General features: G+C 69.1%; 10 protein-coding genes. 8 read left to right on the forward strand and 2 right to left on the reverse strand.

What is annotated here, in order from left to right; translation table 11 throughout:
* The first annotated feature begins 107 nt into the window (after positions 1-107).
* The 4 genes from chlG to idi are packed head-to-tail and all read left to right on the forward strand — an operon-like array spanning position 108 to position 4028.
* Entirely contained in the window at positions 108-1034 is a 927-nt protein-coding gene (gene chlG, locus IM708_RS15055; RefSeq protein ID WP_209427404.1) for a chlorophyll synthase ChlG, read from the forward strand.
* Complete coding sequence (locus IM708_RS15060) at positions 1031-2308, forward strand: BCD family MFS transporter (RefSeq protein WP_209427405.1); 1278 nt, start codon at positions 1031-1033, stop codon at positions 2306-2308. The genes chlG and IM708_RS15060 overlap by 4 nt, the downstream gene beginning before the upstream one ends.
* 2 nt (positions 2309-2310) lie before the next feature.
* Positions 2311-3492 (forward strand): geranylgeranyl diphosphate reductase, encoded by a 1182-nt coding sequence (locus IM708_RS15065; RefSeq protein WP_209427406.1) that lies wholly within the window; start codon positions 2311-2313, stop codon positions 3490-3492.
* A complete protein-coding gene (gene idi, locus IM708_RS15070; protein ID WP_245243222.1) occupies positions 3489-4028 on the forward strand; it encodes an isopentenyl-diphosphate Delta-isomerase in 540 nt (179 codons plus the stop codon). The genes IM708_RS15065 and idi overlap by 4 nt, the downstream gene beginning before the upstream one ends.
* Positions 4029-4434: 406 nt before the next feature.
* On the opposite strand, the gene IM708_RS15075 is transcribed toward idi, so the two are convergent.
* A complete protein-coding gene (locus IM708_RS15075; RefSeq protein ID WP_209427407.1) occupies positions 4435-7785 on the reverse strand; it encodes an error-prone DNA polymerase in 3351 nt (1116 codons plus the stop codon).
* Positions 7782-9242, reverse strand: coding sequence for a DNA polymerase Y family protein (locus tag IM708_RS15080; protein WP_209427408.1), 1461 nt, complete (start codon positions 9240-9242; stop codon positions 7782-7784). The genes IM708_RS15075 and IM708_RS15080 overlap by 4 nt, the downstream gene beginning before the upstream one ends.
* Before the next feature lie 218 nt (positions 9243-9460).
* Between IM708_RS15080 and IM708_RS15085 the strand changes: the two genes are divergently transcribed.
* From IM708_RS15085 to IM708_RS15100, 4 genes are all read left to right on the forward strand, one after another.
* Positions 9461-10504: a TRAP transporter substrate-binding protein gene (locus IM708_RS15085; RefSeq protein WP_209427409.1), complete on the forward strand. Its 1044-nt coding sequence runs from the start codon at positions 9461-9463 to the stop codon at positions 10502-10504.
* A 61-nt stretch (positions 10505-10565) separates the two neighbouring features.
* Positions 10566-11843, forward strand: coding sequence for a flavin-dependent oxidoreductase (locus IM708_RS15090; RefSeq protein WP_209427410.1), 1278 nt, complete (start codon positions 10566-10568; stop codon positions 11841-11843).
* 141 nt (positions 11844-11984) lie between these two features.
* On the forward strand, positions 11985-12623 hold the full coding sequence (locus tag IM708_RS15095; protein WP_209427411.1) for a pseudouridine synthase: 639 nt from the start codon (positions 11985-11987) through the stop codon (positions 12621-12623).
* A gap of 8 nt (positions 12624-12631) precedes the next feature.
* Positions 12632-13139: class I SAM-dependent methyltransferase (locus tag IM708_RS15100; RefSeq protein WP_209427412.1), on the forward strand; the 508-nt coding region annotated here is incomplete at its 3' end.

The raw sequence follows: 13139 nt of genomic DNA on the forward strand, positions 1-13139 counted from the left end.
GCAAGAAAAACACATAAATTCATCGAATTAGCTTGCGATTCAGGGTGTCCGCTCGTGCGAGATGTTTTCACTTGCCCGACTCATAAATGTAATGCAAAGTTTACACCATGAGTGACAGCAGCCTGAATCAGACAAATCACCAGCAGCATGCGAACCGGATGCTGCCGTCGCCGCGCGCTTTGCTGGAACTGATCAAGCCGATCACTTGGTTTCCGCCGATGTGGGCCTACCTCTGCGGCGTGGTGGCCGTGGGGGTCTGGCCGGGCGAATGGACCTTGGTTCTGCTCGGCGTGCTGCTGGCCGGTCCCATCGTATGCGGCATGAGCCAGGCCGCGAATGATTGGTGCGACCGCCACGTCGATGCGATCAACGAGCCGCAAAGGCCGATCCCCTCGGGTCGTATACCGGGACGCTGGGGGTTGCATGTGGCGCTCGCCATGTCGGCATTCGCGCTGGTGGTGGGCTGGCAGCTTGGTCCTTGGGGATTCGGCGCCACTGTTCTGGCGGTGCTGGCCGCCTGGGCCTATTCGGCCGAGCCGGTGCGCCTGAAACGCTCCGGCTGGTGGGGGCCCGGCGTGGTGGGCCTGTCCTACGAAACCCTGCCCTGGATAACCGGCGCCGCCGTGATCTCCGGCGGCGCCCCGCCGTTCGAGGTGATTGTGATTGCCGTCCTCTACGGGCTTGGCGCCCACGGGATCATGACGATCAATGACTTCAAGGCGATCGAGGGCGACCGGCGAATGGGTCTGAACTCGTTGCCCGTCGTCCAGGGCCCCCAGGTCGCGGCCACCATCGCCTGCACGGTCATGGTGCTGGCGCAACTCGTCGTCATTGCGCTTTTGACCATCTGGGGACGGCCGGTCCACGCGGGCCTCATCGCGGCAGGTCTGGTTGCGCAGCTTTGGGCGATGCGTCGCTGGATGACAGACCCTGCCGGTCTGGCGCCGTGGTTCAACGGGGCGGGCGTGGGTCCCTATGTGCTGGGCATGCTGATCGCCGCGCTCGCGCTTGGCGGAATGGAGGTCATCCAGTGACGCTGAACTGGTACCAGATCTTCCGCCTGGGTCTCGTTCAGATGTGCCTCGGTGCGATCGTCGTTCTGATGACCTCGACGCTGAATCGTCTGATGGTTGTGGAACTGGCGCTGCCTGTCGTGCTGCCGGGCTTTCTGGTCGCGCTCCATTACGGGGTCCAGATCACGCGGCCGAACTGGGGCTTCCTGTCGGATCAAGGGGGCAGCCGGACGCGCTGGATCATCGCCGGCATGGCGCTTCTCGGGGCTGGTGGCCTGGGGGCTGCGCTGGCGATCCCGGTTCTGGAAACCGCGTTCTGGACGGGGCTCGCGCTGTCGGTCCTCGCCTACGCCTTGATCGGTCTCGGCGTCGGCGCCTCGGGTACGTCGCTGCTGGCCCTGCTCGCGATGGGCACCGCCCCGCGCCGCCGCCCGGCCGCCGCGACCATAACCTGGCTCATGATGATCGCGGGCATCGCACTGACCGCCATCGCCGCCGGTCAGTTCCTGGACCCCTACAGCCATACCCGCCTGCTTGCCGTCGTCGCGGTGGTTGTGCTGTCCGCACTGTCGCTGACCATCCTGGCCGTGCGCGGAATCGAGCGCGCCGTGGTCTGCCGCCCCGCTCCGCCGCCCATGCGCTTCCGCGATGGCCTGGTCGAAATCTGGGCCGAACCCCGCGCGCGCCATTTCACGCTTTTCGTGTTCCTGTCGATGACTGCCTATTTCATGCAGGAATTGATCATGGAGCCTTATGCCGGGCTCGTCTTCGGCTTCACGCCCGGGCAGTCGACCACGATGTCGGGGGCGCAGAATGGCGGGGTTTTCCTGGGCATGCTGGCGGTCGGGCTGCTCGCCACGGGGTTGCGTCTGGGCAGCCTGCGCGGCTGGGTAACGGCCGGATGCCTCGGCTCGGCGCTGTGCCTGGGCGCCATCGCGCTGGCCGCCGTGACGACGCTGCCGCTGGTTCCGCTCGTGATTGCGCTTGGTTTCTTCAACGGCATGTTCGCCGTCGCCGCCATCGGTTCGATGATGCAGCTGGCCGGCGAAGGTCGCGCGGCGCGCGAAGGCACCCGCATGGGCCTGTGGGGCGCGAGCCAGGCAGTCGCGGCCGGGTTCGGCGGGCTGGCCGGTGCCGCGCTGGTCGATCTCTTGCGCACGGTCCTGCCGACCGGACAGGCCTTCGGCGTGACGTTCCTTTTCGAGGCCACGCTTTTCATCGGCGCGGCCCTCGTGGCGATGCGCGTCATCGCCCCCGCGCGCCCCGCGCGCGCTCAGTTGGTCGCAGGAGAATGAACATGGGTTACGATGTTTTCGTGGTGGGCGGCGGGCCCTCCGGCGCGACGGCGGCCGACGATCTGGCGCGCGCCGGCTACCATGTGGCGCTTCTGGACCGCGCGGGCCGGATCAAGCCCTGCGGCGGCGCCATACCGCCCCGCCTGATCCAGGATTTCGATGTCCCCGATGCCATGCTCGTCGCCCGCATTCGCACCGCGCGGATGATCTCACCCACCGGACGGGCGGTCGATATCCCCATAGAAAACGGCTTCGTGGGAATGGTGGATCGCCAGCATTTCGACGAATTTCTGCGCGCCAGGGCGGTGCTTCACGGCGCGGATCGACTGACCGGGACGTTCCTGCGCCTTGAACGCGATGTCGACGGTACGCAGGTCGTCTGGCGCGACAAGGCCAGCGGCGAAGAACGACGCAGCCGCACACGGATGGTCGTCGGCGCGGACGGCGCGCGGTCGAACGTCGCGCGCCAGCACGTGCCGGGTGGCGACAAGATACCCTATGTCATCGCCTACCACGAGATCATCGCCGCGCCCGCCGCCAACGCAGCCTACCATCCGGACCGCTGCGACGTGATCTATGACGGCCGCATATCGCCCGATTTCTACGGCTGGGTGTTTCCGCATGGCGCCCAGGCGAGTGTCGGCATGGGCACCGAAAAGCCCGATGTCGACCTCAAGCAGGCCACCGCCGCTTTGCGAGAGATGTCGGGTCTGACCGACTGCCAGACGATCCGCCGAGAGGGCGCGCCGATCCCGCTGCACCCGATGGAACGCTGGGACAACGGGCGTGACGTCGTTCTGGCCGGTGATGCCGCCGGCGTCGTCGCCCCAAGCTCGGGCGAGGGTATCTATTACGCTATGGTTGGCGGCCGGGTCGCCGCCACGGCGGCACAGGCGGCGCTTGCGTCGGGACGCCCGAAAGACCTCGCTCTCGCGCGCAAACTCTTCATGCGCGAGCACAAGACCGTGTTTCGGGTGTTGCGTTCGATGCAGGATGCCTACTATCGGTCGGACGAACGGCGCGAGCGTTTCGTGAGCCTGTGCCACGATATCGATGTGCAGCGCCTGACATTCGAGGCCTACATGAACAAGAAGCTGGTGCATGCCCGACCGCTGGCGCATCTGAAGATCGGCATCAAGAACCTGCTGCACCTGACGCGGCTCGTCGCTCCGGGGTACACATGAGTGGCGTGCAGATGATCCCGGCCTGGGTCGACGGGCGGCTTCGTCCGGTCGAGAAACTGGCCGTTCATCTGCGGGGTCTCCGGCATCAGGCCATCTCGGTCTTCGTGATGCGCGGGCGCGAGGTGCTGATCCAGCGCCGGGCCATGGGCAAGTACCATACGCCGGGGCTCTGGGCGAATACGGTCTGCACCCACCCGCATTGGGGTGAAAGCCATGCCGAATGCGCGGTGCGGCGGCTGAAGGAAGAACTCGGCATTACCGGCCTGCAACTGCGTCATTCGGGGGCGGTGGAATACCGCGCCGATGTCGGTGGGGGTCTGGTCGAGCACGAACTGGTGCAGGTCTTCACCGCCGAGGCGCCCGCGGACCTCTCCGTTGCGCCCGACCGGGACGAGGTCATGGAAACCGCCTGGATCGACCTTGATCGCCTGGCCAGGGACAGCCGCTGCCGGCCCGAGCGATACACGCCCTGGCTGCGGCTTTATCTGGCGGAGCATCGCGAAGCGATCTTTGGCCCGGTCATCCAGACGAACTGAAACGCCGGGCGCTTCGATGCCTCGAGCGATCTCGTTCGTCTGCCATCCGGTGGCTTCTTGGGCGGCGGTGTCCCCGAACCGCGTCTCGGACCGCCGAGCCCATCTCGTGACGCGCTTGCCCCGCCGCGCCGGAAGGTCGGTCATCAGTTGACGAAAGCTTGACGCGGCGCGCGGCCGGTCTGGCCGCGTACCGGGGAAATGCGCGCCTGGGCCTTGTTTTGCTGGGATTTCGCCTGCCAGCAAGTGTATGGCAAGCGTATGGCAAACGTATGGCAAGCGTATGGCAGTTTGCGGCCATCTTGCCCCTTCGAGGGTCTTCCGGCGCCTTCCGGCCGGTCCGCCGGGCGAGTCGGCAGAAACGCGCGGTGGTATCCGCCGGCTGCGAACGGACATGCCGTCTGCCGCCTCAATGGAAATCGCGGCTCGGGAACAGGCGTTTGGCCTGTTCGCGGGGGTGGTAGGCGCGCGGCGGATAGCGTGGCGGGCGCGGGGCATCGTCGGTCTGGGGGTGGGTGATGCCGACCGCACCGTCCATGGGATGGCCCAGATCGCCCAGCCGAGGGGAGAGGTCCTCGATCAGATCGGCGATCAGATGCACGACGATGCCCTCGCGCTCCAGCCGTCCGGTCACGCGCAAGAGCCGCCCCCCCATGACGATGCGGCGGAAGCGTTCGTAGACCTTGGGCCAGACCACCACGTTCGAGACGCCGGTTTCATCCTCCAGCGTCAGGAAGATCACGCCCGAGGCCGTGCCGGGGCGCTGCCGGGTGATGACCAGCCCGCAGACCGAGATCCGCCCCGCGGCCACCACCGGCAACCGGTCGTGCGGGGTCAGGCCGGGGATCGCGGGGCGCAGCAATTCCATCGGATGCGCGCGCAGGCTCATGCGCAGGGCGACGTAATCCTCCACCACCTCCTCGCCCAGGTGCATGGCGGGCAGGGTGACGAGCGGCTCGCGCCCGCCCTCGCCGTCGATCGGATCGGCGAAAAGCGGCAGGGGTGCGGGGGCGCGGATGGCACGCACCGCCCAGAGCGCATCGCGCCGCGTCAGGCCCTGCCCGGCAAAGGCGTCGGCCTCGGCCAGACGCTCCAGCACCGCGGGCGAGACGCCGGCGCGCAGCCACAGGCTTTCGGGGTCGGGGTAGCCATTGCCGCGTGCGGCGGCGATCCATTCCCCATCGGCTTTGCGGAAGCCCTTGATCTGGCGAAAACCCAGTTGCAGCGCCAGCCGCCCGTCGGCGCGGCGCTCCAGCGTGGTGTCCCAGTCCGAGCGGTTGACGCAGACCGGGCGGACCTCGACCCCATGCTCGCGCGCGTCGCGCACGATCTGGGCGGGGGCGTAGAATCCCATCGGCTGGCTGTTCAGAAGCGCGCAGGCAAAGATCGCCGGATGGTGGCATTTCATCCAGGACGACACATAGGTCAGCATCGCAAAGGCGGCGGCGTGGCTTTCGGGAAAGCCGTAGTCGGCGAAGCCCTCGATCTGGGCAAAGCAGGCCGCGGCGATGTCGCGCGAATAGCCGTTCTTCAGCATCCCTTGCACAAAGCGGTCCCGATGCGCCCCGATCGTGCCCATGCGCCGGAAGGTGGCCAGCGCGCGGCGCAACTGGTCGGCCTCTTCGGCGGTGTAGCCGGCGCCGACCACGGCGATCTGCATGGCCTGTTCCTGAAACAGCGGCACGCCCAGCGTCTTTGCCGTGACCGCCGCCAGCGCGGGGCCGAAGGGTTCGGGCGCCTCCAGCCCCTGACGGCGGCGGATATAGGGTTTGACCATGCCGCCCTGGATCGGGCCGGGACGGACGATGGCGACCTCGATCACCAGATCGTAGAAGATGCGTGGCCGCATCCGGGGCAGGAAGTTCATCTGCGCCCGGCTTTCCACCTGGAACACGCCCACCGCATCGGCGCGGCAGAGCATGTCGTAGGTCGCGGGGTCGTCCTGCGGGATGGTGTCCAGACTGTGCTGCTGCCCCTCGTGCGCCTGCAGCAGATCCAGCGCCTTGCGGATGCAGGTCAGCATGCCCAGGCTGAGGATATCGACCTTGAGGATCCCCAGCGCGTCGATATCGTCCTTGTCCCATTCGATGACCGTGCGCTCCGCCATCGCGGCATTCTCGATCGGGCACAGCGCATCGAGCCGGTCGCGGGTGATGACGAAGCCGCCGACATGCTGCGACAGGTGGCGCGGAAAGCCGATGATCTCGCCGATCAGGCGCAGGGTCAGGGCGAGGCGCCGCTCCTTCGGGTCCAGGCCCAGTTCGCGCGCGCGTTCCAGATCGGCGCCGTTGTTGGTCAGCCCCCAGATCTGGCCCGACAGACCCGCCGTCACATCCTGACTGAGTCCCATGACCTTGCCCACCTCGCGGATCGCGGCGCGGGTGCGGAAGTGGATGACCGTGGCGCAGAGCCCGGCGCGGTGGCGGCCGTAGCGGTCATAGATCCACTGGATCACCTCCTCGCGGCGTTCGTGTTCGAAATCCACGTCGATATCGGGCGGCTCGCCGCGATGGCGCGAGATGAAACGCTCGACCACCATGCCGATCATGTCGGGGCTGACATCGGTGATGCCCAGCAGGTAGCACAGGATCGAATTGGCCGCCGATCCCCGCCCCTGGCACAGGATGCCTCGGCGCCGCGCCTCGGTCACGATGTCATGCACGGTCAGGAAATAGGCGGCGTATTTCAGCTCGGCGACCAGCGCGAGTTCCTTTTCCATCAGGGCCTGCACGCGGGGGGGCGCCCCTTGGGGATAGCGGCGCCGGACCCCGTCCCGCGCCAGCCGCGCCAGCCGGTCCTGCGGGGCCTCGCCGTCCGCGATCTCGTCGGGATATTCGTAGCTGAGTTGCGACAGATCGAAGGCGCAGCGCGCGGCGATCTCCAGCGTGCGCTTCAGCGCGCCGGGGTGGCGGCGATAGAGCCGCGCCATGTCGGTGGCGCCTTTCAGGCGGCGTTCGGCATTGGGCAGGGCGCGGGTGCCGATCCGGTCGATGGTCAGCCCCTCGCGCAGGCAGGTCAGCACATCGGCCAACTGGCGGCGGGCGGCGCGGTGCATCAGCACATCGCCCACCGCCACCATCGGCGTGCCGGCGCGCATCGCAAGCCGCGCGCAGGCGTCGAACCAGACCTGATCGCTGCCGTCATAGCGCGGCGCGGCGCCCAGGAACACATGCCCCGGATAGCGGCGCTGCAGGGTGCGCAGCGGGGCCTCGAGCGTGGTCAGGTCAGGAGGGGGCGGGCCGGTGGGGGGCAGGGCAATCAGGATCATGCCCGTGCAGGCGGTCTCCAGATCGCCGAGGTCCAGATGGCATTCGCCCTTTCCGGCGCGGCGCTTGCCCAGCGTCAGCAGCCGCGACAGCCGGTGATAGGCGGCGCGGTCGGTGGGCAGGGCAACCCAGTCCAGCGCGCAGTCGCGCAGCACCAGGCGGGCGCCCACGATCAGCCGGGGCAGCGGCCCCAGGTCCTGATGCGGCAGGTCGCGCGACCCGACCTCCTGGCGCGAGGAGGCATCCATCTGCGTGGCCGAGCGGATCCTGAGGGTCTTTTCGGCCTCCGCGCGCAGGGTTTTCAGCGCCGACCAGGCCCGCACCACCCCGGCCAGCGAATTGCGGTCGGTGATGGCGAGGGCCGCCAGCCCCAGTTCGGCGGCGCGCAGCACCAGTTCCTCGGGGTGCGAGGCGCCGGTCAGGAAGGTGAAGTTGCTGGTCACGCACAATTCGGCATAGGCCGGGGCCGGGGATGCGGGCAGGGGTGTGGTCATGCGAATTCCCCCTGCACGAACCAGCCGGGAGACTGCGGCGTGTGGAACAGCCACAGCCGCCGGCCCTGCCGGGTTTCCACCCGCCAGTAATCGCGCACGCCCGTGTGCCAGGCGTCGTCCTGCAGCCACCATTCCGGCGCGATCCGCTCGGGTCCCGTGGCGCGGACGGTGCTCAGCGCCAGCCGCCGCCAATGGAAGCGTTCCGGCGGCTGGCTGCCCGCTCCGGCAATCGGTTCGGGGGGAAACAGGCGCAGCGGGCGCGGCGTGTCGCCGGACCAGCCACTTTCCGCGGCGCTGTAGATGGCCGAGGCGATCAGGAAACTGCGTTCGGGGATATGGCTGTCGGCGGGCAGGAAGCGCAGTACATTCTCCAGCCCGATCCGTGCGCCCATGCGGGTCAGCAGGTCGTCCAGCCCGTCATGGCCCGGCGAGCTGGCGCTCAGCCCGGTCTGCTGCGCGGCCAGCGGCTCTATCAGGATGGCTTCGAGCCGCATCTGGTCGATGCCGAAACCGGCATCCACCGCGGCGACCCCTTGCTCGAACAGCGGCAGGATGCGTTCGGGGTCGCGCATCGCCGCGGCCAGTTGCAACTCCACCTGCTGGCTGGCCTGATCGACCCGGCGCAGGGTCAGCGACAGCCGGCGCGCGCCCACCCCTTGCGCGCGCAGCTTCTCGCACAACGCCTCCAGCAGCCGGTCGGTGGCGGCCATGACATCGGCAAGCAGGCCGATGGGTTCGGGCAGGGTCAGGCGCACGCCATAATGCGGCGGCTCGGGCGCGAGGGATAGGGATTCGGGCGCCGCACCCAGCGTCTGATCCAGACGCAGCAGCAGATCCCGCCCGAAGCGCCGGGCCAGCGGCGCGCGCGCGGCCCCCGCCAGATCGCCGATGGTGCGCAGCCCCAGCCGCTGCAAGGCGACGCAGGTCTGCTCCTCCAGCCTGAGCGCGGCCACCGGCAGCGCGGTCAGCGCCTGGGTCTCGGCGCCGCAATGCGCGCGCGCCCAGGCGCCGCCGCGGGTGTCCCCCAGCCCCAGCCGCACCGCCAGCCCCGCGGCGGCCATGCGGGCGCGCATGTCTTCCAGCATTGCGGCCTCGCCGCCCCACAGATGCGCGGCCCCGCGGACATCCAGCACCAGCCCATCCGCGCCCTCGACCCCCACCCAGGGGCACCAGCGCACCGCCCAGCGGCGCAGCACGGCCAGAAAGCGGGCATCCTGGTCGGGCTGCGCCGGCCGGGTCAGAAGATCGGGGCAGAAGGCGCGGGCATCCGCCAGCCCCATGCCCCGGTGCAGTCCCGCGCGTTCGGCGGCCGGATTGAGGCAATAAAGCCGTTCGGTGTTGTTCTGCCGCAGGGTCAGCGCGAAGGGGCCGTCCACCGGGCAGGTCCGCAGAACCCGGTCCGTCGCCAGTCGGGGAAACCACATGCAAACGATGCGCCGGTTCGTTTCGTCGAACATGTCAGCCCGAATGTTCTCCATATGTTCTAAATAATTTCCCATCGCCTCAGAGTCGAGTCGATCCACCGGGGATCGAAAGCCGGCGTGGGCGCGCCGGGATCGAAAGCCGATGGCGGGGGCTTTCGTCCCGGACAGGTTGACAAGAAGACAGCGCCGCCCTTTTCTGGATCGACGGCGGCAACGCCGTGCGGCTATCCGGCCGTCAAAGGGAGGGGAGAATGATAAGGAACTCACTATGCGCTGCGGCGGTCCTGGCCGCGGTCGGCGCCTTTGCGATGTCGGCGCCCGCGCCGGTCGCCGCCCAGGAGGTGACGCTGCGCGTGCACCACTTCCTGCCGCCGGGCGCGCCGGTGCCGGCGAACTTCATCACGCCCTGGGCCGAGAAGATCGAGGCGGAGTCCGACGGCCGAATCGCCGTCGAGGTGCACGCCGCGATGAGCCTGGGCGGCACACCCCCGACGCTGATCGACCAGGTCCGCGACGGCGTGGTCGATGTCGTCTGGACGCTGGCCGGCTACACCCCCGGCCGCTTTCCGCGGGCCGAGGTCTTCGACCTGCCCTTCATCGCCGCAGGGGCAGAGCCCACGTCGCGCGCCGCCTGGCGGTTCTACGAGAAGCACCTCACGGAGGAGTTGGAGGGCATTCGCCCGATCGCGCTGCATGTGCACGGCCCCGGCGTCTTCCACATGCGCGCCCCGGCGGTCGAGACGCTGGCGGACCTCGAAGGCCGCACCGTGCGCGGCCCGACGCGGATGATCACCCGCCTGCTGGAAACCCTGGGCGCGACCCCCGTCGGCATGCCCGTGCCGCAGGTGCCCGAGGCCCTGTCGCGCAACGTCATCGACGGCACCGTGATCCCGTGGGAGGTGACGCTGTCGCTGCGGGTCCCCGAACTGGTCGGCACGCATACCGAGTTCGGCGGCGACCGGTCGTTCTACACGACCTTCTTTCTGTTCGCGATGAACCAGGAAAGCTATGACGACCTGCCCGATGACCTGAAGGCGGTGATCGACGAGAATTCCGGCTACGAGACCTCGGGCTGGGTGGGCCGCGTGATGGACGAGGGCGACGCCCCGGCGCGCGCCGTCGCGGTCGAGCGGGGCAACCCGATCGTCCAGGTCGAGGGCGAGGAGCTGCAGCGCTGGCAGGACGCCGCCGATGCGGTCGTTTCGGAATGGATCGCCGAGATGGCGGACCGGGACATCGACGGCCAGCAGCTGATCGACGACCTGACCGCGCTGATCGACGCCGAACTGGACTGACCGCCAGACACGGGCCCGGCGCCGGACACCGGCCGCCGGGCCCGCCCAGGAAAGGGACGCCATGACCGTTCTAGTGGCCGGCGCCGGCATCGGCGGCCTCACCCTTGCCCTGAGCCTGCATCAGGCGGGCATCCCGGTGCGGGTGTTCGAGCAGACCGAGCAGTTGCAGCCGCTGGGCGTCGGGATCAACGTGCTGCCGCATGCGGTGCGCGAACTCGACGAGATGGGCCTGCGCGCGGCGCTGGTCGGTCTGGGGATCGAGACGGCGGAACTCGCCTATTACACCAAGCGCGGCCAGCGCATCTGGTCCGAGCCGCGCGGGCTGGTCGCCGGCTACCGCTGGCCGCAGGTCTCGGTCCATCGCGGCCGGTTGCAGATGCTGCTGCATGACGCCGCGCGCGACCGGCTGGGGCCGGAGGCCATCGTCACCGGGCGCAAGGTCTCCGGGTTCCGCGAGACCGCCGACGGCGTAACACTGCAGCTGACCGACCGGACCGGGGCGCCGGCGGGGCAGGCCTCGGGCGCGGTCCTGATCGCCTGCGACGGCATCCATTCCACGATCCGCGCGCATTTCTACCCGGATGAGGGACCGCCGATCTGGAACGGCGCGATCCTCTGGCGGGGGGTGACCGTCGCGCCGCCCTTCCTGACGGGGCGCTCGATGATCATGGCCGGGCACGAGTTCCAGAAGTTCGTCTGCTACCCGATCGGCACAGAGGATCCCGCGCACGACGGCAGCCCCCGCCAGCTGATCAACTGGATCGCCGAGAAGAAATTCGCCCCCGATCACGACTGGCCGCGCGAGGACTGGAACCGCCCCGGCGATCCCGCCGATTTCCTGCCCGATTTCGAAAGCTGGCAATTCGACTGGCTTGACGTCCCCGGCCTGATCCGCAACGCCCGCGCGATCTACGAATTCCCGATGGTCGACCGCGACCCGTTGCAGGACTGGGGCGCGGGGCGGGTGACGCTTCTGGGCGACGCTGCGCATCCAATGTATCCCATCGGCTCCAACGGGGCGAGCCAGGCGATCCTCGATGCCCGCGTGCTGACCGCGCGCCTGATCAAACACGGCCTCACCCCCGACGCCCTGCGCGCCTACGCGGCAGAGCGGAACCCGGCGACCGCAAGGATCATCACCGCCAACCGCGCCAACGGGCCGGAACAGGTGATGCAACTTGTTGAGACGCGCGCGCCGGACGGGTTCGAGGATATCGACCGCGTCATCACCGAGGACGAACGCACGGCGCACGCCCGGAACTACAAGCAGATCGCGGGCTTCGACATCGACACGCTGAACGCGCGCGCGCCGATCGTGCCTGCAGGCGCCGTGGGCTAAACGGTCCACCTTCGCGCGAAGGTGGCAGTGCCCGTTCCCGCAGCCCAACTTTCAAGACCGCCAGACGGCGATTGCCTCGGGGCGCGATAGATCGCAGTCTTGTCGCCGCGTCCGATCCGGGATGCCTGCAACGGTGTGCGAATGCCCTCGGTCATCCTTTTCAACAAGCCTTTCGGGTTGCTGCCGCAGTTCACCGATCGCGGCACGCCCACACCGCGCGCCACCCTGTCGGATTTCATCGACCTGCCCGGCGTCTACCCGGCCGGCAGGCTGGACCGCGACAGCGAGGGGCTGATGGTCCTGACCGATGACGGTGGCTTGCAGGCGCGCATCGCGGATCCGCGGCACAAGATCGCCAAGTCCTACTGGGTCCAGGTGGAGGGGGTGCCGGACGGCGCGGCGCTGGCGCGGTTGCGCCAGGGTATCGATCTGAACGACGGGCCGACCCGCCCGGCGCAGGCGCGCCTGATCGATGCCCCCGCGCTCTGGCCGCGCGACCCGCCGGTCCGCTTCCGCAAAAGCGTCCCCGACCGATGGCTTGAACTGACCCTCCGCGAAGGCCGCAACCGGCAGGTGCGCCGCATGACCGCGGCGATCGGTCATCCGACCCTGCGCCTGATCCGCGTTCGCGTCGGACCCTGGGAGCTGGACGGGCTGGAACCCGGCCACTGGCGCGCCACAGAGGCGCCGGCCGAACTGACGCCGCAGCGCGACCCGCGCGGGCCAGCCGGGGTGCAACCCCGAACCCCGAAGCCGGCCCCGTTGCCGCGCCGGCGTTAGGGCGCGGGATGGCGGACGCGCCCGGCACCGGCACGCGGCCGGACTGCCCGGTCTGCGGCGGCGGGCGCACGGAACACCTGCTGCGCGCGGACGGGCGCGATTACTGGCGCTGCACCGCCTGCGCGGCGCGCTACCTTGCGCCGGAACACCGCCCAACGGCCCCGGTGGAATACGCCCACTACCTTCATCATCAGAACGACCCCGACGACCCGCGCTATCGCCGGTTTCTGGCGAAGCTGGCGGACCCGCTGCTGGCGCGGCTCGCGCCGGGATCGCGGGGGCTGGACTATGGCTGCGGACCCGGCCCGGCGCTGGCGGCGATGCTGCGCGAGGTCGGGCACGAGGTGGCGCTTTTCGACCCCTTCTTCGCGCCCGATCCCGCACCCCTTTCGGCGGTCTACGACTTCGTCACCTGCACCGAAACGGCCGAGCATTTCCACGATGCGCGCGCCGAACTCGCCCGGCTGCGGGGGCTGGTCCGCCCCGGCGGCTGGCTGGCGATCATGACCTGCTTTC

It is taken from the genome of Pararhodobacter sp. SW119 (assembly GCF_017811755.1).
In the GTDB taxonomy this organism is placed as follows: domain Bacteria; phylum Pseudomonadota; class Alphaproteobacteria; order Rhodobacterales; family Rhodobacteraceae; genus Pararhodobacter.